This window comes from Rhizobium sp. CB3060 (assembly GCF_025200735.1).
GTDB lineage: Bacteria > Pseudomonadota > Alphaproteobacteria > Rhizobiales > Rhizobiaceae > Rhizobium.
On record NZ_CP104159.1, the window covers coordinates 2,038,018 to 2,059,118 of the forward strand.

The 21,101-nt window shown below is 59.4% G+C and carries 20 protein-coding genes; 2 read left to right on the top strand and 18 right to left on the bottom strand.

All coding sequences use genetic code 11. The annotated features are described in order from the left end of the window. Nucleotides 1-106 precede the first annotated feature (106 nt). From N2601_RS28560 to iolD, 13 genes are all read right to left on the bottom strand, one after another. A complete protein-coding gene (locus N2601_RS28560; RefSeq protein ID WP_104827997.1) occupies nucleotides 107-871 on the bottom strand; it encodes an SDR family NAD(P)-dependent oxidoreductase in 765 nt (254 codons plus the stop codon). A gap of 32 nt (nucleotides 872-903) precedes the next feature. Beyond that, on the bottom strand, nucleotides 904-2,214 hold the full coding sequence (hisD, locus tag N2601_RS28565) for a histidinol dehydrogenase (RefSeq protein WP_104827732.1): 1,311 nt from the start codon (nucleotides 2,212-2,214) through the stop codon (nucleotides 904-906). Between the two features lie 121 nt (nucleotides 2,215-2,335). Next, nucleotides 2,336-3,340, bottom strand: a complete 1,005-nt coding sequence (gene iolG / locus N2601_RS28570) for an inositol 2-dehydrogenase (RefSeq protein ID WP_104827733.1) — start codon at nucleotides 3,338-3,340, stop codon at nucleotides 2,336-2,338. Between the two features lie 30 nt (nucleotides 3,341-3,370). Then, nucleotides 3,371-4,240, bottom strand: coding sequence for an SMP-30/gluconolactonase/LRE family protein (locus N2601_RS28575; RefSeq protein WP_104827734.1), 870 nt, complete (start codon nucleotides 4,238-4,240; stop codon nucleotides 3,371-3,373). Nucleotides 4,241-4,242: 2 nt separating this feature from the next. Continuing rightward, complete coding sequence (locus tag N2601_RS28580) at nucleotides 4,243-5,157, bottom strand: TIM barrel protein (RefSeq protein WP_104827735.1); 915 nt, start codon at nucleotides 5,155-5,157, stop codon at nucleotides 4,243-4,245. Further along, entirely contained in the window at nucleotides 5,157-6,290 is a 1,134-nt protein-coding gene (locus N2601_RS28585; RefSeq protein ID WP_104827736.1) for a Gfo/Idh/MocA family protein, read from the bottom strand. The genes N2601_RS28580 and N2601_RS28585 overlap by 1 nt, the downstream gene beginning before the upstream one ends. Nucleotides 6,291-6,310: 20 nt before the next feature. Continuing rightward, nucleotides 6,311-7,114, bottom strand: a complete 804-nt coding sequence (locus tag N2601_RS28590; protein WP_104827737.1) for an ATP-binding cassette domain-containing protein — start codon at nucleotides 7,112-7,114, stop codon at nucleotides 6,311-6,313. Between the two features lie 11 nt (nucleotides 7,115-7,125). Next, nucleotides 7,126-8,241 carry an ABC transporter permease gene (locus N2601_RS28595; RefSeq protein ID WP_104827738.1) on the bottom strand — a complete coding sequence of 372 codons (1,116 nt, stop codon included), beginning with the start codon at nucleotides 8,239-8,241 and terminating at the stop codon, nucleotides 7,126-7,128. Between the two features lie 57 nt (nucleotides 8,242-8,298). Next, a complete protein-coding gene (locus N2601_RS28600) occupies nucleotides 8,299-9,234 on the bottom strand; it encodes a sugar ABC transporter substrate-binding protein (RefSeq protein ID WP_104827739.1) in 936 nt (311 codons plus the stop codon). Between the two features lie 57 nt (nucleotides 9,235-9,291). Beyond that, complete coding sequence (locus tag N2601_RS28605; RefSeq protein ID WP_104827740.1) at nucleotides 9,292-10,062, bottom strand: HpcH/HpaI aldolase family protein; 771 nt, start codon at nucleotides 10,060-10,062, stop codon at nucleotides 9,292-9,294. Then, on the bottom strand, nucleotides 10,052-11,029 hold the full coding sequence (locus N2601_RS28610) for a hydroxyacid dehydrogenase (protein WP_104827741.1): 978 nt from the start codon (nucleotides 11,027-11,029) through the stop codon (nucleotides 10,052-10,054). Before N2601_RS28610 ends, N2601_RS28605 begins: the two co-directional genes overlap by 11 nt. 12 nt (nucleotides 11,030-11,041) lie before the next feature. Next, complete coding sequence (locus tag N2601_RS28615) at nucleotides 11,042-11,875, bottom strand: NAD-dependent epimerase/dehydratase family protein (protein WP_104827742.1); 834 nt, start codon at nucleotides 11,873-11,875, stop codon at nucleotides 11,042-11,044. 3 nt (nucleotides 11,876-11,878) lie between these two features. Continuing rightward, the gene (gene iolD / locus N2601_RS28620; RefSeq protein WP_104827743.1) at nucleotides 11,879-13,726 is read right to left on the bottom strand and encodes a 3D-(3,5/4)-trihydroxycyclohexane-1,2-dione acylhydrolase (decyclizing); all 1,848 of its coding nucleotides are present in this window, start codon (nucleotides 13,724-13,726) and stop codon (nucleotides 11,879-11,881) included. Between the two features lie 230 nt (nucleotides 13,727-13,956). Here iolD and N2601_RS28625 point away from each other — a divergent pair, with 230 nt between their 5' ends. Then, complete coding sequence (locus N2601_RS28625; protein ID WP_158704616.1) at nucleotides 13,957-14,754, top strand: IclR family transcriptional regulator domain-containing protein; 798 nt, start codon at nucleotides 13,957-13,959, stop codon at nucleotides 14,752-14,754. Between the two features lie 41 nt (nucleotides 14,755-14,795). On the opposite strand, the gene N2601_RS28630 is transcribed toward N2601_RS28625, so the two are convergent. From N2601_RS28630 to madL, 5 genes are all read right to left on the bottom strand, one after another. Beyond that, complete coding sequence (locus N2601_RS28630; protein ID WP_158704617.1) at nucleotides 14,796-14,987, bottom strand: hypothetical protein; 192 nt, start codon at nucleotides 14,985-14,987, stop codon at nucleotides 14,796-14,798. 137 nt (nucleotides 14,988-15,124) lie between these two features. Next, nucleotides 15,125-15,793 (bottom strand): GntR family transcriptional regulator, encoded by a 669-nt coding sequence (locus tag N2601_RS28635; RefSeq protein WP_104827745.1) that lies wholly within the window; start codon nucleotides 15,791-15,793, stop codon nucleotides 15,125-15,127. Between the two features lie 74 nt (nucleotides 15,794-15,867). Beyond that, nucleotides 15,868-17,826: an acetate--CoA ligase gene (gene acs / locus N2601_RS28640; protein ID WP_260305265.1), complete on the bottom strand. Its 1,959-nt coding sequence runs from the start codon at nucleotides 17,824-17,826 to the stop codon at nucleotides 15,868-15,870. Nucleotides 17,827-18,072: 246 nt separating this feature from the next. Then, nucleotides 18,073-18,837: a malonate transporter subunit MadM gene (gene madM / locus N2601_RS28645; RefSeq protein ID WP_104827747.1), complete on the bottom strand. Its 765-nt coding sequence runs from the start codon at nucleotides 18,835-18,837 to the stop codon at nucleotides 18,073-18,075. A gap of 11 nt (nucleotides 18,838-18,848) precedes the next feature. Then, nucleotides 18,849-19,271 carry a malonate transporter subunit MadL gene (madL, locus tag N2601_RS28650; protein WP_104827748.1) on the bottom strand — a complete coding sequence of 141 codons (423 nt, stop codon included), beginning with the start codon at nucleotides 19,269-19,271 and terminating at the stop codon, nucleotides 18,849-18,851. Between the two features lie 176 nt (nucleotides 19,272-19,447). Here madL and mdcA point away from each other — a divergent pair, with 176 nt between their 5' ends. Continuing rightward, the gene (mdcA, locus tag N2601_RS28655) at nucleotides 19,448-21,097 is read left to right on the top strand and encodes a malonate decarboxylase subunit alpha (RefSeq protein WP_104827749.1); all 1,650 of its coding nucleotides are present in this window, start codon (nucleotides 19,448-19,450) and stop codon (nucleotides 21,095-21,097) included. The last annotated feature ends 4 nt before the right edge of the window (nucleotides 21,098-21,101 follow it).

Below are 21,101 nucleotides of genomic sequence, written 5' to 3' on the forward strand. Positions count from 1 at the left end.
GGCGCAAAACTTCAGCACTCAAGTTCGCTTAGGGCCGGCCGAAAGAGGAGGTCCTATCCTCTTGATGGGAATCGAAGTGAGGACGACGTCATTCCGACCGCGACTCTCACTCTGCGGTCCAGCCTCCGTCGACCATTAGCGCAGTCCCGGTTACCATTGAAGACGCATCGGACGCCAGATAAAGAACAGCGGCCATAACGTCCTCGACCTTGCCAATTCTCCCGAGCTTGATCTTCTCGTTGATCCACTTGATCCGCTCCGGGTTTGCGAACGTCTCCTCGGTGAGCGGCGTTCGAATGAACGTTGGGCACACTGTATTGACGCGTATGCCGTGCTGACCCCATTCGATCGCCATCGATTTGGTAAAACCCTCAACCGCGTGCTTCGTTGCGCTATAGACCGCCCGGTCAACACCGCCCACATGCGCCATCTGGGAAGAAATCGTGATCAAGGATCCGGGCTTGCCGCACGTGATGAGACCTTTGGCGACGGCCTGCGCGAGGAAGTAAGCCCCTCTGACATTGATCGAGAACACGGTATCGAAATCTCGCGCCGTTGTTTCCAATGCAGGCCCATGAATAGCAAAACCCGCGCTATTGACGAGAACATCGAACGGCCCCCTGGCGGAGACAGTCTCCAATAGGGTTCCAACATCCGTAATGTCGAGCGGAACTGCGTCCGCAGCAAATCCCGCCGCGCTGATCGAATCTGCGGCTTCCTGGAGCTTCGGCGACTGGCGGGCCGCCAGGGAAACGGCCGCGCCAGCTTCGGCAAGCGCAACCGCTGCCGCAAATCCGATACCGGACGAGGCTCCGACAACCAGAGCCCGTTTGCCATCAAGGCGGAACGAGGGGGTTCGGGGAAGCATCATGCTCATAAGGTCACCATCTCGAGTTCAAGTGTTTACTCCGCTGCAGCTCCGTAAGGGACGTTGCGGCCACCATAGCGTCGAACACGAACATTCGCCTGCTCCGCATGGCCGACGAAACCCTCAAGTATGCACAGCCGCGAGCAATAGGCGCCAATGTCAGCGGCGGCCTGATCAGTGACCACCTTCTGATACGAGTGCGTCTTAAGGAACTTCCCAACCCACAGCCCGCCTGTGTAGCGCCCAGCTTTCTTCGTCGGCAGAGTATGGTTCGTGCCGATCACTTTGTCGCCATTCGCGACATTTGTCCTCGGACCAAGGAACAACGCGCCGTAGGAGTGCATGTTCTGAAGGAACCAGTCGTCGCGATCCGTCATGACTTGCACGTGCTCGGAGGCTATGTCGTTGGCGACATCCAGCATCTCCTCGTATGTATCGCAAACGATGATTTCGCCATAATCGCGCCAGGATGCCGAGGCGGTCTCGGTGGTCGGCAGGATTTTCAGGATACGATCGATCTCCGACAGAGTTCCCCGCGCGAGCTTCTCCGAGTTGGTGACCAAAACCGCAGGCGAATTGTAGCCGTGCTCTGCCTGCCCGAGAAGATCGGTGGCGCAGATCTCGGCATCGACAGTCTCGTCGGCAATCACCATTGTCTCCGTCGGCCCGGCGAAAAGGTCGATGCCGACCCGACCGTACAACTGCCGTTTCGCCTCGGCGACGAACGCATTCCCAGGCCCAACCAGCATGTCGACGGGCTTGATCGTCTGTGTTCCGAGCGCCATCGCCCCGATTGCCTGCATGCCGCCGAGAACATAGATCTCGTGCGCACCGCCCTTGTGCATCGCTGCGATGATGGCTGGATGAGGTTCACCTTTCTGGGCTGGCGCAGCAGCAACGATACGAGGCACACCGGCAACCGAGGCAGTTAGCACGGACATATGCGCCGAGGCGACCATCGGGAACTTGCCGCCCGGGACATAGCAGCCGACCGATTGGACGGGGATGTTGCGGTGGCCGAGGATGACGCCGGGGTACGTTTCCACCTCAACGTCCTTCATCGAATCCCGCTGAACCTGCGCGAACTTGCGGATCTGAGCCTGGGCGAACTCGATATCGGCCATGTCCCGTGTGGAGACCTTGTTGATGGCCGCCTCTATTTCAGACGTCGAAAGAAGGAAGGAAGGCGGCGAATACTTGTCGAACTTTTCGGAAAGCTCGCGCACAGCGGCATCGCCCCGCGCCTCGATATCCTTCAGGGTAGCTTCGACAACTGCCCGAACCTTCGCATCGTCCTCGGCGCGATCGGCGGCAGGCTTGCCTGTCTTCAGGTGGCGAATGGTCATGGGTGAACCTCCTAGAAAATTGGTTGGCTGGCGCGACCGCGCTCGAACTGTTGCAGATGGGAATCCAAGCTCCTTGCTACGGAATTCCATGTGAGATCCGGATCTGGTCCGGATCGAAATGTCAGGCGTCCAAGTCGAGGCGGACGACAGTTCCTTCCTTCAGCGATTTCCGCGCAGCGTCGGCGAGCAGCACCGCCTTGCGGCCGCTCTGGAAGTCGGACTCGATCTTCCGCTCGTTTGACACCGCGTCGATGAAGTAATCGAGTTCCGTCGCGTAGGTCGGCAGATAGCGTTCCATGAATCCCGGTAACAGCGTATCGCGTGCATTCGTGGCGGCGGCGCCGAACCGCTCGATCCCCGTCTTGAGCAGATTGGCAGAGGTCACCATGCCCTTTGATCCGAAGACCTCGACGCGCTGGTCATAGCCATAGGTTGCCCGACGACTGCAATCGATGCGGCAAAAAGCGCCGTTGGCAAACCGGATCAGAACCTGCGCAGTGTCGGTATCACCCGCCTCCCCGATTGCCGGATCGACCAGATTGCTCCCCATGGCGCATATCTCGAGTGAACCCTTCGGCTCGGCGAGCCACAGGGCCATGTCGAAGTCGTGGATCATCTGATCGTGGAACTGGCCGCCGGAAACCTTGATGTAGGATGCGGGTGGCGGAGATGGATCGCGGCTGACGATCGTGATGACCTCGACCTGGCCGACCTCTCCTCCGGCAACGGCCTTCCTCACGGCCATGTGCGTAGCGTCGAAGCGCCGTTGGAATCCGATCATAATCGGGACGTTGAGGCCGCTGATCTGCTGCGCGCAGTAATCGACCCGGGCGATATCGAGATCAATCGGCTTTTCGCAGAGGACAGCTTTGCCGGCTTTTGCAGCGTCGACTATCAGGTCTACGTGAGTGTTGGTCGCGGATGCGATGATGACCGCGTCGACGGCCGGATCGTTCAAAGCCACGCGGGGATTATCGGTGGCCTGCGCACCGTAACGAGCCGCAAGCGCTTGGGCGCGACTCAAGTCGACATCAACCACATACTCGAGCACGGCATTCTCGTTGGCCGCGACATTCGCGATGTGCTGCGCGCCCATGCGGCCGGCACCGAAAACACAGAACTTCATCGTCTCATTCCTTCGTTTAAAAAGACCAATTCATAGAGCGGCAAGGCGTTGGGGAACGCCTGGAACCTTGACCTGGACCGCGAAAAGCCCGCCGGCGAGGGGTGCTGCCTCCAGTTCATCGTCGGTGTGCATAACGCGTAATGTTGTCGCGTAGAGGGTTCGTCCGTCCTTGCCACCAAGCGTCACGCAGGTCGGCCCCTTGGTCGGCAGTTTCACCGTCTCCTGGACCTGACCGTCCTGACCGATCCGCGCAAGGCAGCCGCCCCACACCCGGGCGCTCCAATACGACCCTTCGGAATCGACCACAGCTCCATCCGGCCGGCCATCCGCGACGTCGAGATTGGCCAGGGGAGCAAGCTCCCTCAAGTTCGTCCAACCCGAACTTCTGATCTCGAAGCGGCGAATGGTTCCCTCGGCCGTGTCGGCGAAATACATGACGTCCCCCGAGGGCGAGAACGCGATCCCGTTGCTGATCGTGATCCCTTCGAGCAGTTTCGTGATCTCGCCTGTCGGAGCGCAGCGATAAAGAGCAGCGGCTGGCTTGCGGTCCCGCTCGTCGAACGTTCCGAACACGACGCCGCCGAAAGGATCGACAGCCGCGTCATTGACGCGGGTCTGCGGAAGCCCCTCCTCGATGACGGAGACTGTCTCGAAGTTCCTGAATCCCGCATCGCCGATCACCACACGGGTTGCGAGCCCGAGCACAAAGCCCGAATGCTTCCGAGGCAGAATGAATCCTGCCCGCTCCGGAAGCGGAAAAACCGTCACTGCGCCATCAGCGCCGAGCTTGTAGATTCTACTCTCGGCGATATCCGTCCAGTAGACACTTCGGTCGCGAGGGTCCCAAACGCAACCCTCGCCAAGCGTGTTCTTGCAATCGACGACGCAGGACGCTTCCATCTTCAGCCCCTGTCCGACGACGACATCCCGATCGAAGCGAGGTAGTCGTGGCTTTCCCTGGCATTGCTGAGCGGCGACGCATTGCCGGTGGGATCGACGTCTTGCTCGACAACGGCCATCCCACGGTAGCCGATAGCATCGAGCGCATCGCGAACTTCGACGAAGTCGACGACGCCCTTGCCCAATGGGCAGAAGATGCCGCGGGCGATCGCATCGAAGAATCCGGTCTTGTCGGCGACGCACGCCGCGTGAACGTCCCTGTCGATGTTCTTGAGGTGCATGTGGCCGATACGGCTGCCATACCGCCGGATCAGGGCGATCGGGTCGATCCCGGCATAGGCGGAATGCCCGGTGTCGACGCAAAGGCCAACCAAGTCCTCCGGAAGGTCCGACATGGCGCGGTCGAGTTCATCTTCATATTCGATGTAGCAGCCCGCGTGGGCATGGAGGTAGGATTTAACTCCGTACTCGTTCTTCGCGATCTTCGCGAGCTCGACGATACGGCCGATCATGGCCTTCCAATCCTCTGACGAAAGACGCGGAGCGTCGCTGGGGCGGCCAGCGTATTTGCCGCGCTCGTCGGACACGCAGTCGATGATGACGAGCCGGGGGGCGTCGAGATCCTTGAGGATCGAGCATGTGCGTCTCGTCTTGTCGACAATGCCATCGAACGCGCGGGCATCCGTGAGCGGATCGAAGAGACCGCCCGCCGAGAGCCGAAGATTTCTCTTCGAAAGCTCGTTCTTAAGCTGGGAGGGATCTGTCGGGAAAAATCCGACTGGCCCGAGATCGATGGCGGAGAAACCTGCCGACGCCGCTTCGTCGAGCACTTTCGTCCATGCCGGATTCTCCGGACGGTCAGCGAAATCGATGCCCCATGAGCATGGGGCATTGGCGAGCTGGTATGCGGCGGTCATCAGGCAATCTCCTCAGTCTTCACCCATCGGCCTTCGTCGGCCGAAACAAGAACCGCTTCGACCACGCGGTCGACGGTGTATCCAAACTCGAAATTCGCGATCCAGCTCTGGCCGGAGATGACGGACTCGATCAGCCGACGCGCTTCGATGATCTTCAGATCATTGTAACCGAGTGGATTTCCCTGAAGTCCGAAGAAGGCCGCATAGTCCGGATGCTGCGGAGCCACGAGAACGCGCTTGTAGCCTCGCTCTGCCGGATCGTCGGTCTGACGGTAGAAGTTCAGCTCATTCATGCGCTCCTGGTCGAAGAACAGCGCGCCTTTGGTGCCCTGGATTTCGTATGAGAGGTAAAGCTTGCGACCCGTCCCGATGCGGCTCGCTTCCAGATAGCCGGAAGCGCCATTCTTGAAGCGGCAGATGAAGTGCGCAAGATCGTCGTTTTCGACGGTGCGCTCTGCGCCTTTTGCGTCGCGGCGCTTGGCATGAAGGATCTGGCGCGCGCCACTTACTTCCGTCACCTCACCGACAAGATAATGCGCGAGGCTCAGGACATGGCTTGCCATATCGCCGAGAGCGCCCGCCTTGCCTGCGGCAGTCGCGTCCGTCCGCCAGGTAAACGGGAAACTCTCATCGACCATGTAGTCGTTGTCGAATGTGCCTCGGAAATGGAAGATCTCGCCCAGATCCCCGTTTTCGATAAGCTGCCGGGCGTAGGCCTGGATCGGGCTGCAAAGATAGTTGAACCCGACAAGCGTGACGACGCCGGCCTTCTTGGCGGCTTCGTGCATGGCACGCGCCTCGGCCGCCGTATTCGCCATCGGCTTTTCGCAGTACATGTGCTTGCCAGCCGCGATTGCCGCGAGAGCGATCTCAGGATGAGCATCGTTCGGCGTCGTGATGTCGATGACATCGATCTCGGGATCGTTGACGATGCTTGTCCAGTCGCTTGTATATCGCTCGACGCCAAACCGCTCGGCAAATCCCTTCGCGGCAGGTTCGTTGACATCCGCCACAGCCACGATCTTCAGGGTGGCAGGCTCCGTCCCGAATATCCGGGTCGCATTCTCAAAGGCAGCCGCATGGGCACGTCCCATCCAGCCTGCGCCGATGAGACCTATTTTGATAACGGTCACTTTGCTTCTCCGTAGTAGTACTAGATTGTTCCGCCGAGCTCGTCCGAGAGGCTCTGTAATTCCTTGCCGCCCGCCATCAGATTCTGCAGCTCGTCGATGGCGATCTCGTCCTTCTTGAAAACGCCGACGGTCTTGCCGCGGTTGAGAACAGTGAAGCGGTTCCCGACCGCGTAGGCATGACGGACGTTGTGGGTGATGAAGATCACTCCCAGCCCCTTCGACCGGACGGCATCGATGTATTTCAAGACCATCGACGTCTGCGCAACGCCGAGTGCGGACGTGGGTTCATCGAGGATGAGAACCTTCGCACCGAAGTACACGGCGCGGGCGATGGCGACGCACTGACGTTCGCCACCCGACAGGGTACCGACCGCCTGGTTCGGGTCGCGGACATCGATCCCGATCTTCATCATCTCGTCGTGGGTGACCGTATCCGCGAACTTGCGGTCGAACCAAGAAATCGGCCCCAGTCGCTTCAGTGGCTCGCGTCCCATGAAGAAGTTCCGGCTCACCGACATCAGCGGGATCATTGCGAGGTCCTGGTAGACCGTGGCGATTCCGGCATCCAGCGCGTCGCGCGGACTGCCGAATTCAACCGGCTCGCCGTCCACCAAGAACTCGCCGGAGGTGGGTTTGTGAACACCCGACAACGTCTTGATCAGCGTAGATTTGCCTGCGCCGTTGTCGCCCAAAAGGCAGAGCACCTCTCCAGCCCGTACGCTTAATGAAACGCCATTCAGCGCGATCACCGCTCCAAAGTGTTTGACCAAATCTCTGATCTCGATGAAGGGCGTCGTTGTGTCTGAGTTTTGACGATGTAACATAGATTTTCTCCTCAACGCTCGCCAGTTACGCGTTTGCGGATGATGTTGTTGAAGAGAACGGCAAGCAGAAGCATGCCGCCGAGGAAGACCTGATACCAGTCCTGGTCAATCTGCGTGTAGGTGAGGCCGATGAGGACCATACCGAAGATGATGGAGCCGAAGAACGCCCCGATCGCTGAGCCATAACCGCCCGTCAGAAGGCAGCCACCGATGACAGCGGCGATGATCGCTTCGAATTCCTTCTGGAAACCGCGACGCGCGTCTGTTGATCCAGCATCGAGAACCGTCAAAATGGCAACCAAAGCCGCCGCGCAGGCGGTCATGATGAACAGGATGGTCTTGACGCGAGCCACCGGAACGCCGGAATTGCGAGCCGCATTGGCGTCGCCGCCGGCAGCGAAGATCCAGTTGCCGAATCCCGTGCGGATGAGCAGATAGGTGGCCGCCAGCGCGATGACCAGGAACCAGATGAGCTCAACTGGAACACCGGGGACCGTCGGAGAGCCATTGGGAAACTTGGAAATGACGTCCTTGTCCGCGAGGTACTGGAAGAACCCCTTAAAGGCGTCTCCGGAGAAAATCGGCGCCAAGGGACTGCCGGCGACGGCGTCCTTGATCCCGCGCATTTGAGTTGCGCCGCCCGTCGCCCACTTCAGACCCACCAGGGAAAGGCCGCGCAGTACAAACAGAAAGGCGAGTGTCACGATGAAGGATGGCAGTCCGGTTCGCATGACGATCTGGGCGTTGGTGATCCCCAGAAGGGCGGCCACGGCAAGAGTCATGAGGATTGCAAGGCTGAGCGGCAGCCCCCATGCGACAACCGCGGTCCCGAAAATCATACCGCTGAATGCGATCATCGAGCCGATCGACAGGTCGAACTCGCCGCCGATCATGAGAAGAGCGGCAGCAACGGCCAGAATACCGAGCTGTGAGGCAGGCGCCATGAAATTCATCACGCCCGCCAGGGTGAACATCTGAGGGCTTGCGGTCGTGAGGAAAAACACGAAGACAAAGATCAGGCCCGCGAGCGCCCCAAGTTCAGGCCGCCGGATAAGCGATGCCATCAATGAAATGCGGATCAATCGTTCGTCTTTCGCACCATGAGGTGCCTTGGTTATGTCAACCATTTTTCGTCTCCCGATCAGGCATGGACGGCTCCAACACCATCCATGCCTTCTCTCATGCTATCGGATTGATTTCTTGGCGAGTTCGAGCACCTGTGGCGCTTCCTTGGCAGTGATGAACTTCGGTCCGCTTTCGATCAGATCGTTCGTCGGCATCAGCCCGTAGCGGATGTAGTTCGTCAGAAGGACCGTGCTGAGGTAGCCGTGGAAGAACGGCTGGTGTTCGACCGCGAACGACGCCTTGCCATCGATGATGGCCTGCAGGAAGCCCGGTGAAAGGTCAAAAGAAACGACCTTTACCTTGGTGTTGCCCGTTGTCTGAACCGCATCAACTGCGGGTTCGCCGGCCTGGCCGGCGCTAAGCGCGACGATGGTATCGATCTGCGGATCGCTGGCCAGCGCTGCCGTGACCTTCGACTTTACTTCCTGGAAGTCATTGGTTGTCGGCAACACAGTGACCGGTCCTCCGAAACCGTCGGCCACACCGCGGCAACGGTCGTCGAGGGCCGTGTTGCCGACTTCGTGGTTGATGCAGATCGCCTTCTTCTGGCCAAGCTCCTTGAGCTTCTCGCCGACACGCTTGCCGGCCGGATATTCGTCCTGACCAATGTGGATCAAAGTGCCGAAGCTTTTTGCGACAGTTGCACCCGAGTTGACCGAGACCACCGGAATGCCCGACGCAACGGCGGTTTTGATGGCATCCTTCAGTGCATCGGCATCCGGGATGGTCACGATGATCCCATCGGGCTTCTGGTTGACCGCCGAGGTTATCAGCTCGGACATGCGGACCATGTCGAACGTCTCCGGAGCCACGTAGTCAAACTTCACGCCCATCTGCTTGGCGGCCATGTCGCCACCGTTCTTGACGATGTTCCAGTACGGATCGTTCGCAAGGCCGTGGCTGATCATGATGATGCGTTCCTCGGCGAAGCTGCTGGTCGCAGCTCCAATCAGTGCCGCGCCAGCAAGAACCGCGATCTTCATAAAGTTTTTCATGCCATTCTCCTCCCACGATGGAGATGGTGCATCCCGTGCACCATCAGTTACCCGCACCTATTTGCGGACATTCACTCTCGCTCCGCTCGCCTCCGCGTTGAGAGCCGATTTCAGAAGGTTTGCGTCGCTGTTTGGAACGACGAAGTCGAAGCCCTCGCTGCTGCGGCGCGCTGCGACGGCGCTCGACGGGCAAAAGATCCCAGCATGCTTGCCGTGTTTTCTTGCAACCGAAAGGCAGCGCAGGATTGCTTCCCGCACGGTTTCGTCCGTCGGATCGCCGAGCGTGCCTTTTCCCAAGGCGAGCCCCAGGTCGTTCGGGCCGACGAAAATCCCATCGAGCCCATCAACCGCACAGATCTCGTCGAGTGCATTCAAGCCTTCCAGCGTTTCGATCATGCCCAAGCGAACGATCGATCTGTCAGCATGCTGGAAATAGTCGGCGCCGCCGTAGAGAAGCCCGCGAGCTGGACCGAAACTGCGGTTCCCAAGAGGCGGATATCGCGTCGCCGCAACAAAGGCCTCCGCTTCCCTAGCGCTGTTGATCATCGGGCAGATGATCCCAAACGCGCCCGCGTCCAATGCCTTCATGATGACTGGTGGATCGCACGACGGAACACGCACCATCGGCGTTGCCGGGGTTGCCGAAATCGCCTGCAGCATCGAGATCATGGTCCGAACGTCTGTCATGCCGTGCTGAAGGTCGACGAGGACACAATCGTATCCCGACCATCCTGCGATTTCTGCGGTGTAGGCATTTCCGATCGAGAGCCAAGCGGACACGACCGCTTCGCCACGTTCCCAGACATCGCGGATGTTGTTATTTCGCATCGACGGAAACCTTCAGAACGGATCGATTGACCACCAGTTGCGGATCGAGGTTTCCGTCGATGCCTGCAAGCGCATTGCGCGCAGTCATCACGCCCATTGCGATCAGGGATTCCTCGGTGAGCGCGGCCGAGTGCGGGCTGAGGACGACCCGCTCTTCCGAGACCAGGCGATCGGTCGTGGGGAGCGGCTCCGTCGCGAAGGTGTCCAGGCCCGCCGCCCGCACTTGTCCGTCCGCCAGCGCATCGCCGAGCGCGTCTTCATCGATGATCCCGCCGCGAGCGGTATTGATGATGATGGCGCCGCGCTTCAACTGTCTGAGGGCGTCGGCGTCGATGAGATTGCGCGTCGTATCCGACAGAGGAATATGAAGAGTGACGACGTCTGCTGCGGCCAAGCCATCTTCGAGGCTATCCACGAAGGTGGCACCCTCGACTTCGGAACGCTTGGCATAAGGATCGTAGACGACGATATCCATGCCGAAGCTCGCGGAACGTTTCGCCACTTCGCGTCCGATGCGTCCAAAGCCCACAACGAGGAGCGTACGTCCACGCAACTCTATCCCGATCAGTCTCGACCGTGCGGCAAAATCCCCCCGGCGGACGGCTGCATCGAGCTGGACGCCGGACTTGGCCGCGGCCAGCATGAGAAACATAGTCTGTTCGGCTACGGAGATGGCGTTTACGTCGCCGACGACGGTGACCGGAATTCCGCGCGAGGTGCAGTAGTCGATCGGGATGTTGTCGTAGCCGACGCCATGCCTCGATACGATTTTCAGGTTCGGTGCCGCAGCAAGGACATCCGCCGGTAGCGGGGCATCGCGGACAGTGATGGCGTCGGCATCGCCGACGTGCTTCAGGAGATTGTCCCTGGAAAAATCGGCAACGACTTCATACGAGACGTCGGTTCGCTGGTCGAACAGGCGCAGAGCTTCTGGCCGAAGCGGCTGCACAACAAGTATCTTCTTCAATTCAGTCCTCCCTCACCAACGCCTGCCCAAGGGCGGCACCGAGGAACCGGACGGAGCGAGCTTCTCGCGAAGACACGCAGTCCGATCCTTCAGCCAACCTGAGAAACTCAATTCCGGCCGATGCCGCTCAAGCGGCGCGTATCCGATGACACGACCAGCCTCCTCCAGGTCCCAGCGCATTCCGTCGTTGCGAGAGACGATGTTGATCGCGTGGAAACCTTCGTACCGGGAGGTAACCGACTTCTCGACAGCCTGCGCCCAGTCCTGATTTCCGAGCCACATCTGCTGGCCCCATGTGCCGAATGCCATCTGTGGGCCGGGCTTGTTCTCGCCCGGCTGGCAATAGCCGATCCGAAGCGACAGAAACGCCATGCCCGTCTCGTCACTGACCATGCGGCCATAGCGTTCAACGAAGAGCTTCGAAGCGCCGTATGGATTGACGGGCCGCGGCGGCAGCGCCGAATTCAGCCGATCCTTCCCGAAGCGATATCCACCGAGTACCCAGTTGGAACTGGCAAAGACAAACCGCTTGACAGCCGCATGTCGCGCTGCGCGCAAGACATTGAGCGCAAGATCGATGTTGAGAGGCGACACGGTGTCCCAATCCCCGGCGGCGCGCGGGTCGGCGGCTAGATGCAGAACTGTGTCGACGCCCTTGAAGTGTTCAACCCAGGCTTCGTCGTAGACCTCGAGGTTTGCTGTGATGACCTCGGGATCAGCACCACCGTTTCGGCCGATGCGCGTCAACGACACACCCTCCACCGATTGGAGCGCCATCGTCGCCTTGTGCCCGAGGTTTCCCGTCGATCCCGTCATGAGAACGCGGGTCGTGGTCGGCGCTGACATCCGTCAGACTCCCTTGCGCTGGTGCTTGCGTTGAGCTTCCTGTGCGTCACGCGCCGTGGCGATCGAGTGACGGTTTGTCACCTCCGGCATCCCGACATCCCACCAGGAGCCGCCGTCCATCCACTCGTACGGATGCGTGCGAAGCGCGATGACGTAAGTACGATCGCTCTGGCGCGCGCGACCGATCGCCGCCTCGAGCTCTTCGATCGTCGTGACGTTTTCGGATTCCGCGCCCATCGAACGGGCGTGCATGGCGAAGTCGATACGCGGGACCTCGCCGGCATGTTTCGACGAAGCGAGAAGATTGTTGAATTCCGCCCCGCCTTTTCCAGTCTGCAGGCGATTGATGACGGCGAATCCGCCGTTATCGCAGACGATGCAAATAATCTTGTTGCCCGTGAGAACCGATGAATAGATGTCGGAGTTCAACATCATGTAGGAGCCGTCACCCAGCATGGCGATGATCTCCCGCTCAGGGTTTGCGATCTTCTGGCCATAGGCTCCGGCGATCTCGTAACCCATGCAGGAAAACCCGTATTCGGATTCGAACGTCCCAACCCCGATGGACTTCCAAGTGCAATAAAGCTCGCCTGGAAGACCGCCGGCCGCGGATACGATCACATCATCCGGCTTCGCATTCCGCTGAACCGCGCCGATGACCTGCGGATAATTCGGGACATCCTGGTTCGTCCGGCCCGTGCGCTGTTCAACAATGGCGTCCCAGGCTTCCTTTTCCCGGACGGCCTCGTCGGCCCAAGCGGCCGGAGCAAGCCAGTCACCGAGTTTCGCTGTGATGGCTTCCAGCGACAACTTCGCATCTCCGACGACGGGTTGCGCCATGTGCTTGTTGGCATCGAAGCGGTTTGCATTCAGCGACAGGAACTTGACATCCGGATCTCGGAACACGCTCCAGGAACCGGTGATCATGTCCGCCAGCCTCGTGCCGATCGCGATTACCAGATCAGCCTTCTGGCCGATATTGTTTCCAGCGTTTCCGCCCATGACACCAATCGACGCGATGTTGAGCCGATGGTTATGAAGAAGTGCGGATCTGCCCATGATCGTCTCTGCGACCGGGATGCCGAAGCGATCGCTGAAATCTGCGAGCTCGTCAGTGGCGCCAGAATAATGAACGCCACCTCCAGCAATGATCAACGGCCGTTTTGCTTCCTTGATCAGGCGGACAGCAGCGTCGATTTGATGATCAGCGGCCGGATAACGTGGGATCTTGTGCACACGCTCGGCGAAAAAGGATTCCGGATAGTCGAAGGCCTCTCCTTGCACATCCTGGGCAAGCGAGATGGTGGCGGGACCACAAGCGGCCGGATCGAGCATCAGAGCAACTGCCTGCGGCAGGGAATTGAGGATCTGCTCCGGGCGAGTGATGCGATCGAAGAATGACGAGACCGCCTTGAAGGCGTCGTTGGTCGTCAGCGACATATCGTGGAAATGCTCGACCTGCTGGAGAACCGGATCCGGAAGGCGCGAGGCGAAGTTGTCACCGCACAGAAAGAGGACCGGAAGGCGATCGGACATCGCGACGCCAGCGGCCGTCACCATGTTCGAGGAGCCAGGACCAACCGACGCCGAGCATACATGGATCTGCTTGCGGCGACGGGCGCGGGCATAGGCCACTGCCGCGAGCGCCATCGACTGCTCGTTCTGGCCGCGATAGGTCGGAAGTTCGTTCTGCACCTCCTCGAGAGCGGAACCGAGGCAGGTCACATTCCCATGCCCGAAGATCGCATGGACGCCGGCGAAGAGCGGGAGGACATCGCCCTCATCTTCGATCCTCTGCGCGATTAGAAAACGAACAATCGCCTGCGCGAGCGTCAACCGAACGGTACTCATGAATTTCCTCCTTCAGGCGCCTCTAATCAGATCGCGTGACGTTAGCGACCGCTGGCCGCTATTCACTGCTGCGACTGATCACCTCCTCATCTGTCTTCGCGTCCATCGACGGAGGTCTTCGGAAGCGATGGCGATACATATTTCACATTCAAAACACGCTGTCAACATATCGCGCAACTGCGCGATTATCGCACATTGACATGATATCAAGGACGTGAGATTAGATGCTCATGGACAATGACATTCAAAAGCGCGACTTCGCGCAGACCCTCGCGAGAGGCCTGAACTGCTTGGAAAAGCTGGCCGAAACGGATGCTCCGGCAACATGCACTGAGGTCGCCCGCGCGATGGATGTCAGCCGCGCCGCGGCCCGAAGGATATTGCTTACATTAGAGAGCCTGGGATACGTGAAGGAGGAGCGCGGTCTATACGCTTCCACACCAAAGGTCCTATCGCTTGGACGGGGCGTACTTCATCGGACGAATGTCTGGACGGCGGCGTCCTCGATCATCATGCGTCTTGCCGATGAGTTGAACGAACCTTGTTCTATCTCGGTGCTGGAAGGGCTCGACATCCTGTTCGTCAGCCGCGACGCCACGCGCCGGATCTATACGTCTCGACTGGGTGTCGGCGATCGCCTTCCCGCCCACTGTTCGGCCAGTGGCAAGATGCTGCTTGCTTCATTACCTTTCAACGAATTGGACCAAAGGCTCGACGGTGTCACTCTGCGTAAACAGGGGCCTGCCTCCATTACGGATGTCGATATCCTGAAATTGAAACTGGGCGAGGCTCGGCAGGCCGATTTCGCAACTGCAGTCGATGAGATGGAGAACGGCACCATCTCGATAGCCGTTCCACTTCGCGAGAGGGGCGGTCGCGTCGTAGCTGCGATGAGCGTTGCGTCTCACCGAGACCGGATGGCACCTGGGGAGTTGGAAGAAAGAATTCTGCCGCCGCTCCGACGTTCCGCACGGGAGGTTCAAGACATATTGCGAGATTACCAAGATCGAAACTGGGCGGTACTTTAGAAGGCGCCCGGCGGCGGCAACGAAACTAGACTTGAAGTCAGCTAGGTGCAACCGTCATCAAAGTCGAGCCCCTCTCCGGTGGCAAGAGAAACCGTGCATCCAGTCGAGATCCGGACCATCGGCGAAAAAAGGTCGAAGAAGAGTTCGGCTTCGCCGAAATGCAAGTTCTTTCCTTCGAGAACCTCTTTACACCGACCGTCGCACGAACTGCTGGCACCAAGCATCACGGACATCGAAGCCACCTTTCGGCAGGAATTTGAAGGGATGACAGTCGATGCTGTGATATTGGAAGATTTGCTGGAGGCGAGGAAGCGGCTGCTCGCCGACATTCGCGACAAGCTGGCCTCTACGATCTTAATAGCTATTGTCTCTATTCGGCTTCCTCGCCGATTTCCATATAGCGTGCCAATGCCAGGGCCGCATTCAGCATGTGCTCGCGCATGATCAAAGCTGCTTCCGTCGCATCACCGCGCATCATGGCTCGCAGGATCGCCTCATGCTCATGAAATGACGCTTCCAATCGCTTCGGCTGACGTAGCTGAGTTCTGCGAAATGGCAGGAGCCTTGCACGCAGCCGCATCAATTCATCAAACAGAAACTCATTATGTGCGCCGCGATACAGCGTTTCGTGGAAAGATAAATTGAGTTTGTCATATTGTTCAAAGTCGTCCGCTTTTGCCGCAAGGTCGGAACGCTCGTGAATCTCAGCCAGAACCGCGCGTTCCATGCCAGTTATGCGATGAGTTGCCAGACGGACGCACATGCATTCCATCTCTGCAGTCACTTCGAACATCTCCATAAGCCGCGGCAAGGTCAGCGGCAGGACCGTTGCACCGCGTCGGGGGCGGATCTCAACCAAGCCGATCGCCTCCAGCTGACGTAGAGCCTCCCTTACCGGCGTACGAGAAGCGCCAAAGCGGCTACTCAGCGTTGCCTCGTCCAGACTCGTACCAGGCCTTATGGCGCCGGAGGAAATCTCATCCATCAGCACTAATTTAATGCGCTGACCGATCGATCCGGCTTCGTCAATTTCAGTCATTTCAAACCTTACTTCCGATTTGGCGGTTCGGTTTTACACCATCCAATTCGAAAGATAGCAATCAATATAAAGCATCAAGCCGCATCCGCCCTGTTCTGCCGGTTGGCGATCAGATCATCGACAACAGCGGGATCGGCCAGCGTTGAGGTATCGCCGAGTGCGCCGAAATCGTCTTCGGCGATCTTGCGCAGGATGCGGCGCATGATCTTGCCGGAGCGGGTTTTCGGCAGGCCCGGGGCGAACTGGATCTTGTCGGGCGAGGCGATCGGGCCGATTTGGGCGCGAACATGTTTGACGAGCTCCTGGCGCAACGTATCCGAACCCTCCTGACCCGCCATCAGCGTCACGTAGCAATAGATGCCCTGCCCCTTGATCGCATGTGGATAGCCGACAACGGCGGCTTCCGAGACATGCTGGTGCGAGACGAGGGCCGATTCGACTTCGGCCGTGCCGAGCCGGTGGCCGGAGACGTTCAGCACGTCGTCGACGCGGCCTGTGATCCAATAATAGCCGTCCTCGTCACGCCGGCAGCCGTCGCCGGTAAAATATTTGCCCTTGTAGGTGGAGAAATAGGTCTGGATGAAGCGTTCGTGGTCGCCGTAGACCGTGCGCATCTGGCCGGGCCAGCTATCGGCGATGACGAGATTGCCGTCGGCCGCCCCTTCCAGCAGATTGCCCTCATTGTCCACCAATTGCGGCTGGACGCCGAAGAACGGGGTCGTCGCCGAACCCGGCTTCAGGTCGGTCGCACCCGGCAATGGCGTGATCATGTGGCCGCCGGTCTCCGTCTGCCACCAGGTATCGACGATCGGGCAGCGGCCATCGCCGACGACGTTATAGTACCATTCCCAGACTTCCGGATTGATCGGCTCGCCGACCGTGCCGAGCAGGCGCAGGCTGGAGCGCGACGAGCGCTTGACGAACTGATCGCCGGCACCCATCAGCGAGCGGATCGCCGTCGGCGCCGTATAGAAGATATTGACCTTGTGCTTGTCGATGACCTCCCAGAAGCGGCCCTGATCCGGGAAATTCGGCACGCCTTCGAACATCAGCGAGGTCGCGCCGTTCGCCAGCGGCCCGTAGACGATATAGGAATGGCCGGTCACCCAGCCGACATCGGCCGTGCACCAGTAGATGTCGCCGGGATGATAATCGAAGACATATTCATGCGTCATCGCCGCATAGACAAGATAGCCGCCCGTCGTGTGCAGCACGCCCTTCGGCTTGCCGGTCGAACCCGACGTATAGAGGATGAACAGCGGGTCTTCCGCCTTCATCTTCGCCGGCGGGCAGTCCGGTTTCACCTTGGCGACCTCCTCGTGATACCAGAGATCGCGACCCGGCGCCCAACCGGTCTTGCCGCCGGTGCGGCGCACGACCAGCACCTTTTCCACGGTGACATAGTGCCGGCCGGCAATGTGGATCGCCGTATCGGTATTGTCCTTGAGCGGCACCGGCTTGCCACCGCGCAGGCCCTCGTCGCAGGTAATGACGAAGGTCGACTGGCAATCGATGATGCGGCCGGCCAGCGCCTCCGGGGAGAAACCACCGAAGACGACGGAGTGCACGGCGCCAATACGGGCGCAGGCAAGCATCGCATAGGCGGCCTCGGGGATCATCGGCATGTAGATGGTGACGCGATCGCCCTTCTTGACGCCCTGCTTCTTCAGGACATTCGCCAGCCGGCAGACATGCTCGTAGAGCTCGTTATAGGTGATCTTCTTGTCGATATAGGGATTGTCGCCCTCCCAGATGAAGGCCACGTCATCGCCGTGCTTCTTCAGGTGGCGGTCGATGCAATTGTAAGAGACGTTGGTCAGTCCGTCTTCGAACCATTTGATTGAGACCTTGCCCGTGAAAGACGTGTTCTTGACCTTGGTGTAGGGCTTGAACCAGTCGATGCGTTCGCCGTGCTTGCCCCAGAACCTGTCGGGATCCTCGACGCTTTGCTTGTACCATTTCTGATATTTCGCCGCGTCGATCAAAGCGCGCGCTTGAACCGGCTTCGTCACCGGATGAATCTTTTCCGACATCATTTCCTCCTCCCGTGGGCTCGCTGGGGGATCCCGCAGCGGCCTTATCAAGCCTCTAAAATATTCGACATAGGCACCCTCTCAGCATCTTTGTCGCCCAAGTCGTGGATGAGGTTCATGGTGCGGCTTCATCGAGCGATTGCGTCCCAAAGTCATGGTTTAGGTCACCAAACGCACCCATGTCGCCTCGATCTCCCTCAAATCCCTTTCATTGAGCCGCATGCCGGCCGGCATGTTCACGCCACTTCAGCCTCCCACAATCGCCCGTACGGCAAGATAAAGGATCGAAGGTGCGACGAGGCAGCCCAGCCCCGTATGAAACGTCGCAGTCAATGCGCCATAGGGAACGAGACGACGATCGGTCGCCGCCAAGCCGCCCGACACGCCGCTGACGGTTCCCATCAGGCCACCGAACACCATGGCGCTACGGGGATTGTCGAGACCGATCGCCCTGGCGACAATCGGGGTTCCGACCATGACAAGGACCGCCTTGAAAACACCGGTCGCGATGGACAGCGCGATCACCGCTGAGCTTGCGCCCAGAGCGGCACCCGTCACAGGTCCCACAATGTAAGTAACGGCACCGGCACCGATCGTCGTTATGGATACGGCATCCGTGTAACCGAAAGCGACGGCGAGCAACGACCCGATGATGAACGGGAGCAGCGTGCCGAGGCCAAGGGCCAGTGCACCGACGGCACCAGCCTTACGCGCCTGCGCAACGTCCACTTCAAAGGCTGTGGCGACGATGGCGAAATCGCGCAGCATGGCTCCGCCCATCAGGCCGATGCCGCTGAGGATGGGAATATCCACAACCCCTTTTTCGCCTCCGGTCCACAGACCAGCGGCAAAGGCTGCCGCGAGCCCCAGAACGATTGCAATGGCTGAGCCGTGGACGCGGCCAAACAGGATATGTTTAGAAATGGCGTTCGACAGCCACATGACCAATCCAACGATCGCAAACGCGGTGAGCAGACTGTTGGCGGTCAAGCCGTGTTTCAAGATCTCCATGAAAGCCTCCCTCAGGCCGCGTTGCCGGAGGTGGCAAGCTCACCCCTGGCCCTCGCTTCGATTTCATCCATCGTTTCGCCTCTCTCGCCGAGACGGCTCATCAGCGCGACGGTCGCGAAGCAAACGAAAACCGTCACGATCCCGGCAATCAGCACCAGCGGACCGCTACGCGCAGCCACCAACACGTTCTGTTGAGCCGCCATGGCAACGACGATCGGAATATAGAGAGCGCCCCAGAACTCGACGCCGAGTTTGAGCGGCAGCGTCAACAGACCCCGCCTGCTCAGCCATAACCGCGTGGCGATGAGCAGGATCATGGCTATGCCGACGCCGCCGACATTCGCCTTTACGCCAAGCACCATCCCCAGGAGGTCACCGAGGATACTCCCCAAGAGGGTACAAAGGGCAAGCATTGCGACACCGGAGATCACCATGGATGATCCTCCCCATATGCGTGCCCGAAGAAATACAAGATCGACATTTGTTCTCCTCCCATGAATACAAAGATGCCGTATATCGAAATTAAAATACACATTATTGCGTTCCTGGCAATTGTATATATAGTGAACGCACGAAAACGCTCTCTTGCGCATACAAAGGGCAATCGAAAATGCGAGATTGGAACACAAAGGGCCGTGAAAGGCTGGCACGTCTAGAAGCCGGCCAGCGCTTCTCTGCCGGCAAGCTTGTCGACCCGCAGCACCTCGTAGCTTTCCTGGAAGCGATCCTGAGACCCGGGGATCGAGTTTGCCTTGAGGGCGACAATCAGAAGCAGGCCGACCTGTTGGCCAAGGCGCTGTCTAAGGTCGATGTCGACAACGTACACGACCTGCATATGGTGCAGTCGGGCGTGGTCTTACCGGAGCATCTCGACATTTTCGAAAGTGGCGTCGCCCGGCGGCTTGATTTTTCCTATTCCGGCCCGCAGTCGGCCCGCATCGCGCGCATGATGTTCGGCGGCCAGATCGAACTGGGTGCCGTTCACACCTATCTGGAACTCTTCGCCCGCTACTTCATTGATCTGACGCCACAGGTGGCCCTCATCGCCGCGGTCAGCGCGGACAAGGCCGGAAATCTCTACACCGGGCCGAATACGGAAGACACGCCAACGGTCGTCGAGGCGACGAGCTTCGGCAAGGGACTGGTCGTCGCCCAGGTGGGCGAGATCGTCGAGCGTGTGCCGCGCGTCGACATTCCTGCCGACCAGGTTCATTTCGTGGTGGACGCCAAGCGCCCCTTCTATGTGGAACCGCTGTTCACGCGCGATCCCGCGGCCATTACCGAAACGCAAATTCTGACGGCAATGCTGGCCATCAAGGGACTGTATGCGCCCTATGGCGTGCGTCGCCTCAATCATGGCATCGGCTTCAATACCGCAGCCATCGAACTGCTGCTGCCGAACTATGGCGAACGGCTGGGATTGAAGGGCAAGGTCTGCACGCACTGGGCGCTGAACCCTCACCCAACTCTGATCCCTGCCATCGAAGCAGGATGGGTGGAGCAGATTCATTGCTTCGGGTCCGAAGTGGGCATGGAAAACTATATGCAGGCTCGCCCTGACATTTTTTTCACGGGACCCGACGGCTCCTTGCGCTCCAACCGTGCCTTCTGCCAGACCGCCGGACTTTATGCCTGCGACATGTTCATCGGCTCGACCTTGCAGATCGACCTTTCCGGCAACAGTTCGACCGTGACTGGCAGCAGGGTCGCAGGTTTCGGCGGCGCCCCCAATATGGGATCGGACGCCCGAGGTCGGCGTCATCCGAGCGAAGCCTGGTTGCGTGCCGGCAGGGAAGCCGACCCCGCCGCAGCCACCCCTGCCCTGCGTCGAGGACGTAAACTGGTTGTTCAGATTGGCGAGACCTTTGGCGACGGCATGGTGCCGATGTTCGTCGAGCGTTTGGCCGCGTTGGATTTGGCCGACAAGCTGCAACTCGATCTGGCTCCTGTGATGGTTTACGGCGACGACGTGACCCACATTGTTACGGAAGAGGGGATCGCCAATCTGCTGTTGTGCCGTGACAAGGACGAACGGGAGCAGGCGATCCGCGGCGTGGCCGGCTACACCGAAGTCGGTCGCGCCCGGGACCGCAAGATGGTGGAGCATCTGCGTCAGCGCAAAGTCATCCAGCGTCCCGAAGACCTTGGAATAGATCCATTGGATGCCGATCGCAGTCTGCTGGCTGCCCATTCCATCAAAGATCTGATGCTTGCCTCCGGCGGCCTCTACAGGCCGCCCACCCGGTTCCGCAATTGGTAAGGCC